The sequence below is a fragment of the Microvirga calopogonii genome (assembly GCF_003347665.1).
Taxonomy (GTDB): domain Bacteria; phylum Pseudomonadota; class Alphaproteobacteria; order Rhizobiales; family Beijerinckiaceae; genus Microvirga; species Microvirga calopogonii.
The window spans coordinates 113777-131628 of the sequence record NZ_QDGA01000007.1 but is presented as its reverse complement, the minus strand read 5'-3'; the positions used below and the strand labels follow the sequence as shown (position 1 = coordinate 131628).

Below are 17852 nucleotides of genomic sequence, written 5' to 3'. Positions count from 1 at the left end.
TTTCATCGCGTACCTACACGTCATTGTTTGGTCTCGCTGAGTTTACCACGAATCTTGAGAAAGCTCGCGCGATCACGCTCGCTGGGAATGAAGTCCGAAAGGCGGCGGTAGAAATCATCCCGGCCGACCGATTTCTCCGCCTGACGGGCGACGAGGGTCGGCGCGACTGGGCCGATGAGAGGGAGCAGAACTTCGGTGACGGCGCGGATTTCGGTCTGGGAGATGACGGCCTCCATCTGAGCGATCTTGAATCCCTTGTCGTCGCGCAGCACCTGCTGGGCCGTCTTCCGGAAGGTTGCTGCTTCCACCTCGGTGGTGATTTTCCCGACGAGCCACTCGAGGAACGTATCGACGTCCATGGTCTCGTGGGAGGCCTGCTTCACCAGAAGGTGCCCGATCGGGCCCAGCGAATGCGCGAGAGACCGCCCCAATGCGTCGATGGCGCCCGGAGTGAGCACTTCCGCCATGGTCTGGTTGAGCTGTTCCTTCGTCGGCGCCGGCTGCTCCTTCGCGGGTATGTGGGAGAGCTCGGTCAGGTCAAGGGGCGGAAGGTCGGCGCTGGGGCGCATCTCGATGGATGTGTTGAGCGCCACGACGAACTCGTCCGCCGTCTGGAATCGATCTTCGGGATTGCGCGCCAGGGCCCGCTGCACGACCGCGTCGATCTCCGGCCAAAGCTCGGGCCGGTAGTCGATGATCGAGGGAGGCGGCTCGTTCATGAGCTTGCGCATCAGCTCCGGCAGATCGGCGGCGATGAACGGCTTCGCGCCGGTCAGCATCTGAAAGAGGATGACCCCAGCCGAAAAGAGATCCGACCGGATGTCGGCGGGGCGCCCGAGGAATCTCTCGGGAGCCATGTAGTTCGGCGTGCCGATCGGGATGCCGCCGGGCCTGGTGAGGTCGAGCGCTTCCACATGGGCAACGCCGAAATCCGAGACCTTGATCGAGGCCGCCGACGGGCAGAGGATGTTCGCGGGCTTGACGTCCCGGTGAATCACGCCCTTGGAATGGGCGTATCCCAGGGCGAACAGCAGCTGCGCCATGATCTCGCCAACCTGGCGGATCGGCAGCAGCGTACCCCGCCGGATCACGTTCTCCAGCGTTCCCGCATTTACGTATTCCATGATGATGTAGGGCGCGCCGTCCTGCTCCACGAAATCGAACACCGTGACGATGTTCGGATGCAGGCATCGCGCCGCGGAGCGCGCCTCGGTCGCGAAACGGCGGAGAAGCTCGTCGTTTTCGCTCAGGTTTTCGAGGATTTCGGGACGGAGCGTCTTGATCGCCAACGGCCGGTCAATCTGCTCATCGTAGCCTTTGTAGACGACGCCGATCGCGCCGCGGCCGATGACGTGATCGACGCGATACTTGCCCACCCTGGCGGGCATGGCGCCTCCAGTTCCACCTTGGCTTTTGCCTGTCCTCAGATCCTTATCTGCGGCCATCGGAGAATATCCTCTGACGAGCGATCATCTGGTTCTGGTAGGCCAGGGATCAATCGTGTCGCTCATTTTTCGAGCATCTTCAGTGCGCTATCCAGGCTCCTGCGCATGCGGTTGAAGGAACGGGAGAGGGACGCGATCTCGTCGGACCCGGGATACTCGAACTCGGCAATGGAAGCGTCGCCCATGCTGACGGCTTCCGCAGTCTTGGCCATCCGGGTCACCGGGCTGATCACGTACCGGTTCAACAGGATATTGAGCAGCGCCATCAGGACTAGGAAGATGATGCTGGACGTGCCGACGAACAAGCCGAGGTTCCGCCAGATCGATCCTTCCGCAATGTCCATCGGCACGGAGATGATCTGGGCACCGATGGTCTCGTTGAGCTTCCACCCGAATCCATTCTTGCTGCCGTAAAGCGCGACCATCGATGTGGGCGCCCTGTCCGGGGTGGAGTGACAGGTCAGGCAGGACTCGTCCTTGATCACGAGTGGATAGGTCGCCGTGTAATGGGACCGGTTGTCGATCGTCTGGAAGCTGACATCCTTGGTCAGGTCGGGATTGGCCCGAAGCTTCTCGATCAGTTCGCGCTCCCAGTCGCGCGCAAGATCCGCCGGATTGGTCGGGTTGAGCGCGGCTTCCTTGTAGAAGAACTGCGGATAGAATCCTCGGAAATTACGGAACGTCGTCTGAGCCGAAAACGACGGAACCGTCTGCGGCAGGAACTGCACGCTCGAATGTTCCGCCAGTAACGGCTGTATCTCTTCCGAGGTATAGCGGCGAATGGAAAGCGCCTGAGCCCGCAGAACATCGATCTGCGACTGCAGCTGTTCCATGGCTTCCCGCCTGGAGATTTGATAAAATGGATAAATCGACAGGCCGAGTCCTAGCAGATAGCAAACGGCGAGAATGATATTGAATTTTAGCCGTAGTCCCACGGGAGATCTCCGACGGCTGTTGAGGTAAGTTAGCGTTACAACTACCGGATTTCATGATAGTGCAAGTCTTGGAGACGTGCCATGCATTTCGGTCAAGCAGGCAGGTTGACTAGGCAATTCTCTGTGCGCAAGAGCACATGGGGAGAGCTTAGGAAGGTGTGCGAGATACTCCTTTTAGCGAGTCTGACCTTTTCGTTTTCCTTTCTGCTGACGAGCGTCGTCTCTGCACAAGCCGCCGGACGAGTCGCTTTAGTCCTAGTGGCGGAAGATTATCAGAAGTTCCCGAAATCCAGCGTCGGCGCGAAGCGGGGAAGCGAAATCGCGGAAGCCCTGCAGGCGCACGGCTTCGATGTGATCGTCAGTCCCAACCCGAGCAACGCGATTGCCCGGGCCAATCTCCGGGATTTCGCCGCGAAGGCCGAGGGAGCCGACCTGGCATTCGTCGTGATGATCGGACACGGCGTGTCATGGGGCGGCCAGACTTTCTTTCTGACGACGAATACGGAGATCGGCCGGGCGGCCGACCTGCTGTCGCGTGCGCTCTCGACGACGAACATCGCGCAGATCGTCGGACGGGCGCAGACCGGCAGCGTGTTCTTCTTCATGACGTCGCCGAGTTTCGAGAGCCCCATCGAGGGGCTCGATGCCAGGCCTCAATTCACCAGCGATGTTCCCAAGAATTCAGTCACGGTTTTCTCGAGTTCGGCTCGCATCCCCGTGTCCCGCATCGATGCCGCGGGAGAGCAGGCCGCAGAGGCCGTGGCCAAACTCCTGCAACAGCCAAGTCCGTCGCTCAATGAGATGATCAAGGTTGCTTCGAGTGGAGGCATGGGGGCCGTGTTCGGGCGCGTGGACGACGTCAGCCTGACCAAACCTCCGCCCGCTCCACCGGCTCCGTCGGCGATCGCGCGGCCGGTTGCGTCGGTCGCTCCGCAGCCGGCCGTATCCGCCCCGACGAGCCAAGAGGCCGATGGAAAGCTGGAGGCCGAGCGCCGGGCGCGCGAGCAGGCCGAGGCGCGCGCTCGCGACGAGCAGCTTCGAGCCGAGCGGGCACAGGCCGAGGTTCTGAAAGCGCAAGCGGATGCCAAGAAGGCCCAGGCCGACGTCGAGAAGGCTCAAGCCGATGCGGAACGGGCGAAGCAGGAAGCCCGGCGGGTCGAAGCCCAGGCGCAGATCGCGGCCGCTCAGGCGGAAGAATTGCGGCATGCATCCATGGCGACGCCGGTCGACGATGCGCAGCTTGGGCAGAGGCAGCGCCGCTTGATCCAGCAGCGTCTGCGGGATCTGGGCCTCTATACGGGGCCGATCGATGCCATCATGGGGCCTCTGACCAGGGAGGCGATCATGGGCTACCAGAAGAGCCGCAATGCAGCCGTCACCGGCTACCTGACGGCGGAGCAGTTCGATACGCTTCTTCCGAAGGATGCGCAGTAGGCGAGTGTCCGCGGCGATCCGGAGCATCGGATCCGATGCTCCAACTCCTGGCTGGCGCATCGTTCGACGCGGCCTTCTGGGTCCGCACGATGCGCTATCTTTCGGGGCGCTCCACCCGGAAGGATTGAACGCGGATCCTTCCGTGGACGACCACCTCGGATCGGTCCGCGTCCATCATCTCGCGAACTCCCTCGGTCGGTTCCGTCGTTTCGCCGGCCTGTTCGGGGGCGGCAGTGCCTTCCCAACCCTCGGACTCCCAGGCGGCCCGCTGCTCGTCGAGGTCCAGGACGCCTTCCTGGTCCAGAATGTCGACGACGGTCCCGACGTCGGAGGCGTCGCATTTCACGATGACGACGGTGCCGCCTCGGATCACGCCCTCGGCATAGGCATGGGCGTCGGTGCGCGACACGCCCAGATCCCTTAGCAGAGGCGCCAGGTTGTGCGGGGTCGTCCAGATGTCGATGGCGCTCCCCGGAATCCCGGCATCCTTCAGGCGGCTTGCGGCGTCATTGGCATGTTGCTCGCTGTGAAAGAGCGACGTGACGGTCTTGGTCATCGGGTCGATCCCCTTTCGGGTTCTCGCGATGCGCTCGTGCGGCGGACCCGAAAAAGGCCCATCCGGGCGCGGTCGGTTACTCTGCACTGCCGTCAATGTACCACGCCGCACTCGCCTTCACCACCGACCGGGCAGGGCCGTGACGGCACCCCTGTTGAACGAAGCTTGGCCTTTTTCGTCCGCCCGGACAGAATTCCTGCCGGAGTTAACGGATTAACGACGACTTCCGGCGAAATCTGGCGGAGATCGTCGCCCGAAAGCTCGGATCGAAACCCGTTTTGCCCGATTACGCAATCATCCTCCTCATCATCCTGACCGCGGCGACGGGGATCATCGGCGTAGCGTTTCTCTTCGCACGCGGTTACGACGACGATCTCGCGAGGGCCGAGGGTGATCTGGCAAACCTGGCCCTGTCGCTTCAGGAGCGGACGGACGGCGTCTTCCAATCCATCGAGAGCGTCCTGCGCGACGTCGTCAACAGGATCCCGCAGAACTGCCTCCAATCGCACGAGTTCGACGGGTTCGCCGCCTCGCAGGCGACGAAGGCCATTCTGGTCGGTGCATGCCATTCCCTGTCCCAGATCGTCCGCATCGATCTCGTCAACGTCCGGGGTCGGGTCGTCGGCTCCTCGACGCCGCGCCCGATGTCCGATCCGATCTACGTCAGGGACACAACCTATTACCGGGCTCTCGCGACGGATCCGTCACTCACCCTGTATCTGGGCGAGCCGATGCGGATCCGCGCCACCGGCAAGAAGGTTCTGTCGCTCGCCCGCAAGATCGAGGACACCGATGGACAATTTCTCGGCCTCGTCGTGTCCACCATCGATCTCGACCATTTCGAGAGGATCTACAAGGATCATCTGAGAACCCTCTCGCTGGCGATCACGCTCTACCGGCGCGATGGCGTCATCCTCACCCATTGCCCGATCTCCGAGAGAGCGCTCGGGCGGCGCATCTGGCGGCCCAACACGCCCCTGCAGCGCCTGATCGCCAAGAACGTGCCGACCATCATCCGCGATGTCAGCTGGATCGACCGGAAGGAGCGGGTTGTCGCGCTTCATCCGCTCGCCCATTACCCGGGTGGTATCGCGGTGAGCCGGACCGTGGCGGAACTCATGGCGGGGCGGCGGCTCGAGAGCCGCCTGATCGCATTCTTCGCCTACGTGATGGATATCGGGATCGAGGCGGCGAGCCTGCTAGGCCTTCGGCATGTGCGAACCGGCATCCTGAGGGCTGCCAGCGAGAGCTACCTGTCGCGCCACGACGTTCTGACCAAGCTTCCCAACAGGCTGCTCTTCGTCGAGAACCTGAAGCGGACATACCTCGCCGCCCAGCGATCGCAAACCGATTTCGCGCTGCATCTCATCGACCTCAACCGGTTCAAGGACATCAACGACAATCACGGCCACGGCGTCGGGGACGAGATCGTGCAGACCGTTGCGAGGCGCCTGCGCGAACGGCTCCGCAAGACCGACTTCATCGCCCGCATCGGCGGCGACGAATTCGCGATCATCCAACGGCCGATCCGCAACAGGCAGCAGGTCTTGGACTTCATCGCGACGATCCAGGCCGCCATGCAGGTGCCATGCACGGCCGGCAACACCGAGATCGAGATCGGCCTGTCCATCGGCACCGCCATCGCGTCCACAGACGGCAAGACCTCGACCGACCTGATGAAGGCCGCCGATATCGCGCTCTACGCGGCCAAGTCGGATTCGAGCAGCAGCTACAGGCTCTACGATGCGGACATCAAGGACACGCGGGCGGAGCGGCGCGCCCTCGAAGGGGCCCTGAAGATCGCCCACGACAACAGGGAATTCGAGCTGTACTACCAGCCGATCCTGGATCTGGCGACGAACCGGATGTGGGGCTGCGAAGCCCTGGTGCGCTGGAAGCATCCCTCGAAGGGGATGATCTCGCCGCTGCAGTTCGTTCCCGCCGCCGAGGAATCCGGGCTCATCGGTCCCATCGGCGACTGGATCCTGGAAGAGGCCTGCGTGACCGCCATGTCCTGGGAGCAGCCGCTCAAGGTCGCGGTCAATCTCTCGCCGGTCCAGTTCAGGAACCGGGACGTGTTCGCCAGCGTCAAGAGGGCGCTGGAAATCTCCGGCATACCGGCCCAGCGCCTCGTCCTGGAAATCACCGAATCCGTCAAGCTCACGGAGGAAGCCACCGCGACCCTGAAACGCCTCAAGTCGCTCGGCGTCTCGATCGCGCTCGACGATTTCGGCACCGGCTATGCCTCGATGAGCTATCTCAGGAGCTTTCCCTTCGACAAGATCAAGATCGACCAGTCCTTCGTGCGCAGCATGCTCGACTCGTCCGACAGCCGCGCGATCGTCAAGGCGACCATTGGTCTTGCAAAGGACCTGCGGATGAGCACGACCGCCGAGGGCGTCGAGACGGAAGAGCAGCTCAACGCGCTGCGCCTCGCCGGCGCCTCCCAGGCGCAGGGCTACCTGATCGCCAAGCCGATGCCCCGCGAGGCCCTCGCAGCCTTCATTGCGGATGCCCAGAAGCCCCAACCGAGGGTGCGGGACGAGCAGGGGACGGCGCGGGCAGTTGCCTAGGGCTGCGATTCCAAAAGACTCATTCCTCTTTCGGGGTCGGTGCTCTAGGTTCAACCATAATGGGTGACTTGGTGTCGCCTGGGTTAAGAGCATCCGGAATGCCGCTATTATTCCCCGAACAGTGCCGGGCCGCCCGCGGACTTCTGGACTGGACCCAGGAGGAGCTCGCCGCGCGGGCGGACGTCTCGCGCAGCACCATCCGTGACTTCGAGAACGGCCGTCATCATCTTCACTCCGGGACGGCGGCCCAAGTCGTGGCCGCCCTGGAGCGCGGCGGGGTCATGCTGATCCCGTCGGACGAGGCCGGTCCCGGGGTGCGGCTTCGCAACCCCATAGACTGAAGCCCGCATGCGCATCGCCCAATCCGGGGAGCGGAGCCCGCTCATCCCTTCGGCGGGATCAGGTCGTCCACGTCGTCGGCCGCCGGAACGTCCCTGCTGCCCTCCGTCCGGTCGCGGTAGAGGGAAGCCCTTGCGAGCAGCATCAGGGTCACCGGCGTGGTGAGCGTGACGAAAACGGCGATCAGGATCTCGTGAATGACGGGCTTCGATTCGAGCACGCTGAAGCAGAGGGCGGATGCGGCCAGGATACAGCCCATCCCGAAGGTCGTGCCGAGCGTGGGGGCATGAACCCGGGCATAGAAGGTGCCGAGCCTCAGGAGTCCGATCGATCCGATCAGGGTGACGGCCGCGCCGAGCAGGACGAGGAGCGCCGTCAGCAGAGCCGCCCAGGCTGGAAGTCCGTCCGTCATGGTCATTCGATCACCTCACCGCGCATGAGGAACTTGGCGAGAGCCACCGTCGCGACGAAACCGAGGAGCCCGATGATCAGTGCAGCCTCGAAGTACAGGCTGCTGCCCGCGCGGATGCCGAACGTGACCAGGAGCAGCATGGCGTTCACGTACAGCGTATCCAGGCCGAGGATCCTGTCCTGCGCGCGCGGACCGACGACGAGGCGGTAAGTGGCGCAGCACATGGCGAGGCCGAGCAGGACCTGGGCGCCCGTGACCGCCCACCCGAGAACGAACGTGCTCATTCGAAAATCTCCATCAGCCGCCGCTCGTAGCGGTCCTTGATGAGCCGGAGCCACACGGTCTCGTCGACCAGGTCCAGCACGTGCAGCAACAGGGTGCCCTTGGCGCTGTCGTAGTTCACCCAGATCGTCCCGGGGGTCGACGTGATGATGATCGACAGCACCGCAAGCCCGTGGCGGCTGCGCATGTCGAGCGGGATCGTCATGAAGCCGGCATTCACGCCGGGCACGCGCGAGCGCACGATGATCCGTCCGACGGCGAGGTTCGATCGCAGGATGTCGACGAACACCATACCCGCGAGCCTCAAGGCCACTCCGGGGCGGCGGATGCGCGGCTTCTCGGGACGCAGGGCCGCCATGGCCCAGGAGGCCAGAACGGCCAGGACGCTGCCCAGGACGAGTTGGCCTGCCGAAACGCTCTGGTTCAGCAGAAGCCACAGGGCGAGCAGGGCGGCCGACAGGAGAGGATAGGGCAGGAACCAGCTCATGGGCGGGGCTCCTCGGCGCCTTCATCGGCTTTCGGTGCCGAGAGCACGCCCGTCATGTAGCCCTGGGGCGCCTGCAGGGCTTGGGCGGTCGCCTCCATGTAGCGCATGGCCGGGCCGCCTCCGATGGTGAGGCCGAAGGCGAGCAGCAAGAGGGCGACGACCGGAGCCATCTCGATGATCCGCACCCGGGGAACGCTGTCGCTCATGCGGGCCCAGAACGACGTGATGCCCGACCGGGTCATGGCGATCAGCGTCGCCAGGCCCGACACCGTCAGCAGGGCGATCAGCACCCAGGCCGAGACCGGGACCGAAGCGCCGTTCGTCTTCAGCATGGCGGCCATCATGCCGAACTTGGCGATGAAGCCGGACAGGGGCGGCAGGCCCGCCAGCAGCAGCGCGCAGGCGATGAAGCTGCCGCCCAGGAGGGCCACGGTCGCCGGGATGGCGACGCCGATCTCGGCCTCGAGCTCCTCGTCGCTGTCGCCGTAAACCTCCATGGTGACCGCCAGCACGTCGGCGCCGGGATCGCGCAGGCGCTCGACCAGCTCGATGAGCAGGAAGAGGGCCGCGATGCCCAGGGTGGAGCTGACGAGATAGAACAGGGCCGAGCCGATGACCGAGCCGTTGCCGAGGCCGATGGCGGCCACCAGGGTTCCGGACGAGACGAGGACGCTGCAGCCCGCCAGTCGCGGCAGGGATTGCGAGGCCAGCACGCCAGCCATGCCGAACACGATGGTCAGCATGCCGCCGATGAGCAGCCACTCTCCACCGAACCCGGCAAGGGGGCCCGCCTCCGGGCCGAACACCAGGCTCCACAGGCGCAGGATCACGTAGATCCCCAGCTTGCTCATGATGGCGAACATGGCGGCGGCCGGCGCGGAGGCGGCCGCATAGGTCGTCGGGAGCCAGAAGTTGAGCGGCCACGTGCCGGCCTTCATCAGGAACGCGGTGCCGAGGATCGCCGCCGCAGCGGCCAGGAGGGACGCTTCCGCGGGCGCGAGGCCGGGAACACGGCTTGCCAGATCCGCCATGTTGAGGGTGCCGGTGACGCCGTAGGCGAGGCTGGCTCCGACCAGGAAGAGCAGGGATGCCGTGAGATTGATGGCGATATAGGCCAAGCCCGCCCGGACGCGCGCCTTTCCGTCCCCGTGCAGGACGAGGCCGTAGGACGCTGCGAGCAGGACCTCGAAGAACACGAAGAGATTGAAGAGGTCCCCGGTCAGGAAGGCACCGTTGAGGCCCATGAGCTGGAGCTGGAAGATCGTGTGGAAGCGCGGCCCCGCCCGATGCCAGCGCGCGAGCGCATAGAGAAGCGATGCGATGCCGAGCACGCTTGTCAGCACGAGCATGAGGGCGGAGAGGCGGTCGAGCACCAGCACGATGCCGAAGGGGGCCGGCCAGTTTCCGAGCTGGTAGGTGCGTACGCCCGATCCCGGAGCCGTCGCATCCGCCTGTTGCAGCAGGACGAGGGAAACGATCAGCAGGATCACCGTCGTGGCGATCCCGATCCCGCCCTTGAGCGACCGGCGACGCTCCTCGAGGAGCAGCATTGCCGCCCCGGAGATGAGCGGCAGCACGATCGGCACGATGATCAGGTGGTCCATCATGTCCTTCATCGCACGTCCTCCCGACCGTCCACGTGGTCGGTTCCCGTGAGGCCCCGCGAGGCCAGCAGGACGACGAGGAACAGGGCCGTCATCGCGAAGCTGATGACGATGGCGGTCAACACGAGAGCCTGCGGCAGCGGATCGGCATAGAGCGCCGGATCGACGGCCTCGGTATTCTCCAGGACCGGCGGCGCTCCGACGCGAAGCCGCCCCATGCCGAAGATGAACAGGTTCACCGCGTAGGAGAGCAGGGACAGGCCGATGATGACCTGGAATGTGCGCGGGCGCAGCAGCAGCCACACGCCTGAGGCGGTGAGAATGCCGACCGCAAGGGCGAAGATGAGTTCCATCATGCATTCTCCTTCGTCAGGTCGGGCATCGCGACCGGGAGTGCCGGCCGGGCGGCGCGCGGGACGCGGAGCGACTGGTGCGCCAGGGCGATCAGGACGAGGACCGTGGCGCCGACCACGACCGCGAAGACGCCGAGGTCGAACAGGAGCGCCGAGGCGGCGGGAACCTTTCCGATAATGGGCAGGTCCAGATAGTGGAAGTACGACGTCAGGAACGGGGAGCCGAAGACCAGGGCACCAAGTCCGGTGAAGACCGCGCAGAGCAGGCCGAAGCCCATCCATCGGATTGGAAGGACACGGAGCCGCGCCTCGATCCAGCGGGTTCCTCCCGCCATGTATTGCAGGATCAGCGCGATCGACATCGTGACACCGGCTGCGAAGCCCCCGCCCGGCAGGTCGTGGCCACGCAGGAAGAGATGGACGGCCACGATGCCGATGACCGGAAACAGCCACTGCATGATGATCGACGGAATCGTCAGGTAGTCCGCCAGGGTGTCGCCGACCGACCGGTCCGGCCTGGCGATATCGTAGGCATCCTGGACCTGCTGCTGTTCCGGGGCCTCGACGCTTTCCGGTGCAGGGCGGAACCGGCGCAGCAGCGAGAACACGGTGACGGCCACGACGGCCAGCACGACGATCTCGCCGAAGGTGTCGAAGCCGCGGAAATCGACCAAGATGACGTTGACGATGTTGCGCCCGCCGCCCTCCGTGTAGGCATTCTCGACGAAGTAGCGCGAGACCGTGTCGGGGAGCGGCCGGGTGAGCATCGCGTAAGCGATCAGCGACATGCCCACGCCGGCCGCGACCGCCAGCATCAGGTCCCGGGCACGGCGTATCCTCGCGTGGATTCCCATCTCCAAACCGTCGCCCGCCGTTTCGATCCGCTTCGGCAGCCAGCGCAGGCCGAGAAGGATCAGCACCGTCGTGACGATCTCGACGAGGAGCTGGGTGATGGCGAGGTCGGGCGCCGAGAACCACACGAAGGTGATGCAGGTGACGAGACCTGCGCCGCCCACGAGAACCAGGGCCGCGAGACGGTGGAACTTGGCCTGATGGGCCGCCCCGATAGCGCAGAGGCTGCCGACAGCCCAGAGCAGGAGGAAGGCAGGGTCGAAAGCCATGTCCGGACGCGAGCCGACCGCGAGCCCTTGCCCGTAGAGCGGCCACAGGGCGGCAACGACTGCGAAGGCGACCAGCAGCCGCAACTGCGGCTGGAGCCGTTGCGTGCCGAACAGGCGCTCCAGCGAGCGCGCCCAGCGCCAAGACACCTCGACGAGCACCCGCTCGAAGATGCGCTGGCCCTTGAGGCGGCGTATCAGGGGCGGCCCCTCGATGCCCTTCGCGAGATACCTCTGCAGCAGCCAGTACAGGATGATGCCGCCGACAAGCGCGATCACGCTCATGAGCAGGGGCTCGTTGAAGCCATGCCAGACGGCAAGGCTGTAATACGGGGTCTCGGGCCCAAGGACCGCCCGGACCGCCGCCGCGAGGAAGGGCTTGATGGTCATCGCCGGCAGGATGCCGACGAGCAGACACGCCAGGACCAGCAGCTCGATGGGAAAGCGCATCCAGTGCGGCGGCTCGTGCGGGGTGCGCGGCAGATCGGTCGGGGGAGGGCCGAAGAACACGCCGTGGATGAAGCGCAGGGAATAGGCCACGCTGAACGCGCTTGCCAGCATGGCGAAATACGGCAGGGAATCGTCGAGGAGTGAATCGACGTGGGATTCCGCCGCCTCGGCGAAGAACATTTCCTTCGACAGGAAGCCGTTGAGGAGCGGCACGCCGGCCATGGCGGCGGCCGCGACCATCGCGAGCGTCGCCGTGATCGGCATGAACCGGAAGAGCCCGCTCAGGCGCCGGATGTCGCGGGTGCCGGTCTCGTGGTCGATGATGCCCGCGGCCATGAACAGCGAGGCCTTGAAGGTCGCATGGTTGATGGTGTGGAAGATCGCCGCAACCGCCGCGAGAGGGCTGCCGAGCCCGAGGAGCAGCGTGATCAGGCCGAGATGGCTGATGGTGGAATAGGCCAGCAATCCTTTCAGGTCCTGCTGGAAGATGGCCGAATAGGCACCGAGCAGCAGGGTGCTGAGCCCCGCCGTCACGACGATGTAGAACCAGGCCTCCGTGCCGGACAGCACCGGCCAGAGAAGAGTGAGCAGGAACACGCCCGCCTTCACCATCGTGGCGGAGTGGAGATAGGCCGACACCGGGGTCGGTGCCGCCATGGCGTGCGGCAGCCAGAAATGGAACGGGAACTGGGCGCTCTTGGTCAGGGCTCCGAGCAGCACCAGGATCAGGGTCGGAAGATAGAGGCTGCTGGCACGCACCTGGTCGCCTGACGCGAGGACCTTGTCGAGATCGTAGCTGCCCACGATGTGGCCGAGCAGAAGGACGCCGATCAGGAGGCAGAGGCCGCCCGTGGCCGTGACGGTGAGTGCCATGCGGGCGCCGTCGCGCGCGCTGGCGCTTTGATGCCAATAGCCGATGAGCAGGAAGGAGAAGAGGCTCGTCAGCTCCCAGAAGAAGACGAGCTGGATCAGATTGCCCGAGAGCACGATGCCCAGCATGGCGCCCATGAAGGCGAGCAGAAACGCGAAGAAGCGCGGCACCGGATCGGCGGGCGACATGTAGTAGCGGGCATAGAGCGCCACCAGGAAGCCGATGCCCGTCACCAGCATGGAGAACAGCCAGGTGAAACCGTCCATCCTGAGGCTGAAGTCGAGGCCGAGTTCCGGGATCCACGAGAGCGTGGCGTGCAGCACGCCGCCGCGGCCGACCGCGGGATACTGGATGGCCGTCAGCACGGCCCCGCAGAGCGCGACGGCTCCGGCCAGAAAGGCCGCGCCGTTACGCGCATCCTGACGCAGAAAGGTGGCAACGAGGCTCCCGATGAAAGGAAGGGCGACGATGGCCAGGAGGGGCAAGCCACTGGACATGGATGGGGCGATCTCCTTCCGGGTGGGGAGCGGGGCAAAACTCCGACTTTTGCGCGATATCGCCCAATATGGTTGACATAGCTGCCGGGTTGCAAGAGCTTCGCCGAAAAAAACATGACCGGGCTGAGACTTGGAACCGCCTGCCCGAACCATGATCCCCGACCTTATATGGAGCGGCTTCCAATCTGACGGACACGTTTTCGCGATTTTCTCGCGCCTCGTTCCGATTTGACGCAGGAGACGTCTTCTGGCCGCTCCCCGGCGTCGCGCCGACGCTTCGATGCCTGCCCCATTTCCGACAGCCGCCGCTTGCATGATGACTGTCCAGGTTGCGCGAACTGCCCGCATCGGAGGTGCACCATGAAGCGGAGTCCGGTCCTGGTCGATCTGGCCCTTCAGGGCGGAGGATCTCACGGCGCATTCACCTGGGGCGTGCTGGATCGGCTTCTCGAGGAGCCCTGGCTTCGCATCACGGGCATATCAGGCACGTCGGCGGGCGCGATGAACGCCGCCATCCTGGCGGATGGCTGGCTCGAAGGCGGCGCGGAGGGAGCCCGCCATGCGCTGGAGCACTATTGGAGGCGCGTGTCGCGGGCCGCGGCCTTCAGCCCCCTGCAACGATCGCCCTTGGATCGTCTCATGGGCCGCTGGACGCTCGACACGTCCCCCGCCTATGTGGCGATGGACCTGGCATCGCGGCTTCTCTCGCCCGCCGACCTCAAACCCGTCAGGCTTCAATCCCCTGCGCCGGATCCTGGCCGACAGCGTCGATTTCGAGCGCCTGAGCACTTCTCCCATCCAGTTGTTCGTCACGGCGACGAGCGTGCGGACGGGGCGCGGCCGCATCTTCCGCAACGGCGAGATCACGCCTGATGTCCTTCTGGCGTCCGCCTGTCTGCCGACGATGTTCGCCGCCATCGAGATCGACGGCGAACTCTATTGGGATGGCGGTTACGTGGGCAATCCCACCATCACGCCGCTGGTCCGCGAGACCGACGCGCACGACACCATCCTGGTGCAGATCAATCCGCCCGAGCGGAAGGAAATGCCGCGCACGGCGACCGACATTCTCAACCGCCTCAACGAGATCTCATTCAACTCTCCCCTGATGAAGGAACTCCGGATGATCGCCTTGCTGCGTCAGGTCGCCGATCCCGGAACGGGCGAGGGCGCTCGCTGGGCCCGGATGCGGACGCACCGGATCCGGAGCGACATGCTGGCCGAGTTCGGCGCCTCGTCGAAACTCAACGGCGAGTGGGAGTTCGTGTCGATGCTGCGAACGGAGGGGCGCCGGGCCGCGAGCGAGTTCCTCGACACCAGCGCCGACGATCTCGGCAAACACTCGACGGCCGATCTGGACGTGCTGCTGGCGGAGTGCTGAGCGTCGCGCACCTGATTTTGGCGATGAACGAATCTTGAGTTGCTGATGAGATCGGGACATTGTCCGAGTGGAACGAGGGAACCCGGATTTGCGGTCCCCTGAACTCGACGCAGCTCCGATGACGACAAGCGGCAGCCGAGGATGCATCGCTCTTCGAGGCTGCGACCACCCGGGAGAGACGACATGGATCGGCCGCAGGCTCCCTCGGAAGCATCGCATCGCGCGCCCTCTCGTCCGTCGCCGATGCACTGGCCGTTGATCACTCTCGTGGTCCTGGCGCTCTTCGGGGCGATCTACGTGGCCGAGGCCGTCATCGCGCCGTTCGCCTTCGCGCTGTTCCTGATCGCGCTCCTCTGGCCGCTCCAGGTCCGGCTTCAGGCTCATATTCCGCGCCTCGTCGCCCTGGCCGTCAGCATCCTGCTGCTCGTGGTGGCGTTCAGCGGCTTCGCCTCGCTCATCGTCTGGTCCTTCGGCCGCGTCGGCCGCTGGATCCTCGGCAACCTGAGCCGGTTCCAGGAACTTTACAATCAGATGTCGTCCTGGTTCGAGGAGAGAGGGGTCGCGGTGGCGAGCCTCTGGGCCGATCACTTCAACATCGGCTGGCTCGTGGGCCTGACGCAGAAGCTGACCAGTCAGGTCAACACGACCCTGAGCTTCTGGCTCGTCGTCCTCGTCTACGTCATCCTCGGCCTGCTCGAGGTCGAGGCGACGGCCAGGAAGGTCGACGCTCTCCCCAACCGCCGCATCGCGCAGGTCCTGCTCGCGGGAAGCGCGGAAACCGGCGTGAAGATCCGGCACTATATGGTGGTGCGGACCCTGATGAGCATTCTCACCGGCGCGCTCGTGTGGGCCTTCGCCGTGCTCTTCGGCCTGCCGCTCGCGCAGGAATGGGGAGTGATCGCTTTCACGTTGAACTACATCCCCTTCATCGGCCCGTTCATCGCGACCCTTTTTCCGACGCTGCTCGCCATGGTCGAGTTCGACACGTGGCAGGCCGTCATCGTGGTTTTCGCCTGCCTGAATGTCATCCAGTTCGTGGTCGGGAGCTATATCGAGCCGCGCCTGTCCGGAAGCGTGCTGGCCATGTCGCCCTCGGTCGTGCTGTTCTCGATCTTTCTCTGGACGTTCCTGTGGGGGATACCGGGAACCTTCATCGGCCTCCCGATCACGATTGCGGTTCTCGCCTTCTGCGCTCAGGATCCATCGACCCGGTGGCTGGCGATGCTGCTCGGTCCGCCGGAGGAAACGGATCTGCCTGTCCCTGACCGGACGCGTCTGAAAGCCTGATCTCGACGCGCTCGGGCGCGGCCAGTTTCAGCGTCCCGCCGCTGACTGCCAGAGCATGCACGAAGAACGAGACGCTGCCGTTCCGCGGTGGGTTCATGACGGGAGATGAGGCGGACACGATCCGCACGCCTCCGCATTGTCCGATCCACTCGGTGTGCCGATGTCCGTGGAACACCACCAGGCGGTCGGCAAAGGGGCGAAGCTGCCCGACGAACCAGGTTCCGTTGATGAGAGCCGTTCCGATGCGCTCGGAGAAGGCTTTCGCCGGCGTGGGATATTCCACGAGATGATGATGGAGCGCGACGATCCAGCCGGCGCGTGGATAAAGCGCCATCGCGGCGGCCAGATCCTTCGCATGGAGGGCCGATATCAGGCCGAGCGCATTCGTGAAGGAGAAATGCGACTCAGCATTCGAGTTGAGAAGCAACACGCCCATCCCGTCATCGGTCGCCGGCGGAAGGATCATGGGGAACACGTCGTCCCAGATCCGCGTCAGCCGCATGGACCGGCGGATGCCGCCGTCGTCCGCAAAGGCCGCGATGTCGTCCCGATACGGCGCGAGCGTTTCGCTCAGGGTGAGGCCGAGGCGGCCGGTCCCGGTGTCGAAGCAGAAGACCCGGTCGCCTTGCAGGGCCTCCATGACGGAGAGCGTGCGCAGCTGGCGAAGGCGCTTGCCGGGGCTCGTCGGCAGCTCGAGCCGCGCCGGATTGGCGCGGTCGACAACGTTCACGTCATGGTTGCCCGGAAGGATCAGCAGACGCTCGGCCAGGGCAGGACGGGCCGCAACGGCGTCCATGAAGTCCGCCCATTCGCCGGATCGGCCGGCGTCCGTCATGTCTCCGGTGACCAGAACCAGATCCAAGGGTTGCCGTGCATGCAGCGCGTCCAGCCTGTCGAGAACCTGGCGCATCCGGTCGTTGCCCTGTGGTCCCGTGCGGCCGCTCTCGATCCGGAATCCGTAGCGCTCTCCGACCGCATGGAGATCCGACAGGTGTGCAATGCGCCAGATCCGGGTCCCTGACGGCAGGTCGTCGAATGCCATGAGATCGGCCGGTCGCCCCAGTGCCGCGTCGGTCCAGGACCACACCAGCGCGGCCCCGGTGACATAGCCTCCGACGATGACGACCGCGTTGGCGAGGGCTGGGACGATCAGGTGGAGCGGTGTCAGGATGTCCCTCGCGTCGCCGACCCAGCGCGACGCAGGCCAGGCGAGGACGACCAACCAGCACGACAGGGCGCTCACCAGAAGGCCGCCACCGATGGCGGCGATCGCGTAGAGACGGCTCCGCCGGTCCGGTCGGCTATCGGGGGCAAGTCTGCCGGCGATGTGCCGCAACCCTTCGCGGAACAGAGTGTAGATCGGCTGGACCGCCAGGGCATTGAGCGACCAGAAGCTCCGTTCGGCTGCGCGCAGCACCGGCTTGCCACCGATCCATGCAAGGACGGCGAGGCCGGCAAGGATCACCAGCGGCCAGAAGCCTGCCAGCGCGGTGGCCACCTGCCCGGAGAGAGTGGCCGCCCATCCCAGAACGAGAAGGGGTGCGAGCCCCAGGAGAAGGGCAGGGAGGCCGATCAGCATGATCCAGGCCAGGATGAGCTTCGGAATGCTGATTTCCGCCAGAAGCCGCCCGCCGATGGCCAAGAGGGACCGGCTCTTGGTGCTCGCGATATCGTCCTCCACGTCGCCGCGACGAGGATCGATCAGGAACGGCATCGAAGGGAGCGAGGTCGGCTCCTGCGACTTCCCTGTTGGCTGGGTGAGCTGAGACTTGATCGCCATGGCCGTCTCCCGCCGCCTGACGAGGGCTGCACGGCCATCATAAAGACT

The 17852-nt window shown here is 65.0% G+C and carries 13 protein-coding genes and 2 pseudogenes; 5 read left to right on the top strand and 10 right to left on the bottom strand.

All coding sequences use genetic code 11. The features are described 5' to 3' along the window. Positions 1-20: 20 nt before the first annotated feature. Together DDF70_RS09290 and DDF70_RS09285 are read right to left on the bottom strand one after the other, a co-directional pair. A complete protein-coding gene (locus DDF70_RS09290) occupies positions 21-1388 on the bottom strand; it encodes a serine/threonine-protein kinase (RefSeq protein ID WP_162820300.1) in 1368 nt (455 codons plus the stop codon). Between the two features lie 119 nt (positions 1389-1507). Then, positions 1508-2278, bottom strand: a complete 771-nt coding sequence (locus tag DDF70_RS09285) for a Tll0287-like domain-containing protein (protein ID WP_245435422.1) — start codon at positions 2276-2278, stop codon at positions 1508-1510. 183 nt (positions 2279-2461) lie between these two features. On the opposite strand from DDF70_RS09285, the gene DDF70_RS09280 reads away from it, so the two are divergent. After that, entirely contained in the window at positions 2462-3814 is a 1353-nt protein-coding gene (locus DDF70_RS09280; RefSeq protein WP_114944583.1) for a peptidoglycan-binding protein, read from the top strand. Between the two features lie 94 nt (positions 3815-3908). Here DDF70_RS09280 and DDF70_RS09275 read toward each other — a convergent pair whose 3' ends face one another. Further along, positions 3909-4370 carry a hypothetical protein gene (locus tag DDF70_RS09275; protein WP_114944582.1) on the bottom strand — a complete coding sequence of 154 codons (462 nt, stop codon included), beginning with the start codon at positions 4368-4370 and terminating at the stop codon, positions 3909-3911. A 278-nt stretch (positions 4371-4648) separates the two neighbouring features. On the opposite strand from DDF70_RS09275, the gene DDF70_RS09270 reads away from it, so the two are divergent. Next, complete coding sequence (locus DDF70_RS09270) at positions 4649-6943, top strand: putative bifunctional diguanylate cyclase/phosphodiesterase (protein ID WP_114944581.1); 2295 nt, start codon at positions 4649-4651, stop codon at positions 6941-6943. A 98-nt stretch (positions 6944-7041) separates the two neighbouring features. After that, a complete protein-coding gene (locus DDF70_RS09265) occupies positions 7042-7284 on the top strand; it encodes a helix-turn-helix transcriptional regulator (protein ID WP_114944580.1) in 243 nt (80 codons plus the stop codon). 41 nt (positions 7285-7325) lie between these two features. On the opposite strand, the gene mnhG is transcribed toward DDF70_RS09265, so the two are convergent. Genes mnhG through DDF70_RS09235 form a run of 6 tightly spaced genes read right to left on the bottom strand, consistent with a single transcriptional unit; the run spans position 7326 to position 13356 of the window. Then, positions 7326-7700 carry a monovalent cation/H(+) antiporter subunit G gene (gene mnhG / locus DDF70_RS09260; RefSeq protein WP_114944579.1) on the bottom strand — a complete coding sequence of 125 codons (375 nt, stop codon included), beginning with the start codon at positions 7698-7700 and terminating at the stop codon, positions 7326-7328. Then, positions 7697-7978 (bottom strand): K+/H+ antiporter subunit F, encoded by a 282-nt coding sequence (locus tag DDF70_RS09255; RefSeq protein ID WP_114944578.1) that lies wholly within the window; start codon positions 7976-7978, stop codon positions 7697-7699. The genes mnhG and DDF70_RS09255 overlap by 4 nt, the downstream gene beginning before the upstream one ends. After that, positions 7975-8463 carry a Na+/H+ antiporter subunit E gene (locus DDF70_RS09250; RefSeq protein ID WP_114944577.1) on the bottom strand — a complete coding sequence of 163 codons (489 nt, stop codon included), beginning with the start codon at positions 8461-8463 and terminating at the stop codon, positions 7975-7977. Before DDF70_RS09250 ends, DDF70_RS09255 begins: the two co-directional genes overlap by 4 nt. Continuing rightward, positions 8460-10079, bottom strand: coding sequence for a monovalent cation/H+ antiporter subunit D (locus DDF70_RS09245; protein WP_114944576.1), 1620 nt, complete (start codon positions 10077-10079; stop codon positions 8460-8462). Before DDF70_RS09245 ends, DDF70_RS09250 begins: the two co-directional genes overlap by 4 nt. Further along, on the bottom strand, positions 10076-10420 hold the full coding sequence (locus DDF70_RS09240; RefSeq protein WP_114944575.1) for a Na+/H+ antiporter subunit C: 345 nt from the start codon (positions 10418-10420) through the stop codon (positions 10076-10078). Before DDF70_RS09240 ends, DDF70_RS09245 begins: the two co-directional genes overlap by 4 nt. Beyond that, on the bottom strand, positions 10420-13356 hold the full coding sequence (locus DDF70_RS09235; protein WP_114944574.1) for a monovalent cation/H+ antiporter subunit A: 2937 nt from the start codon (positions 13354-13356) through the stop codon (positions 10420-10422). The genes DDF70_RS09240 and DDF70_RS09235 overlap by 1 nt, the downstream gene beginning before the upstream one ends. Before the next feature lie 360 nt (positions 13357-13716). Here DDF70_RS09235 and DDF70_RS09230 point away from each other — a divergent pair. Then, positions 13717-14737: pseudogene (locus tag DDF70_RS09230) on the top strand (patatin-like phospholipase family protein). A 243-nt stretch (positions 14738-14980) separates the two neighbouring features. Then, positions 14981-16024: an AI-2E family transporter gene (locus DDF70_RS09225; protein WP_425374065.1), complete on the top strand. Its 1044-nt coding sequence runs from the start codon at positions 14981-14983 to the stop codon at positions 16022-16024. A 607-nt stretch (positions 16025-16631) separates the two neighbouring features. Here the strand turns inward: DDF70_RS09225 and DDF70_RS38995 are convergent. Next, positions 16632-17066: pseudogene (locus DDF70_RS38995) on the bottom strand (metallophosphoesterase family protein); the annotation flags it as partial. Positions 17067-17852: the final 786 nt, after the last annotated feature.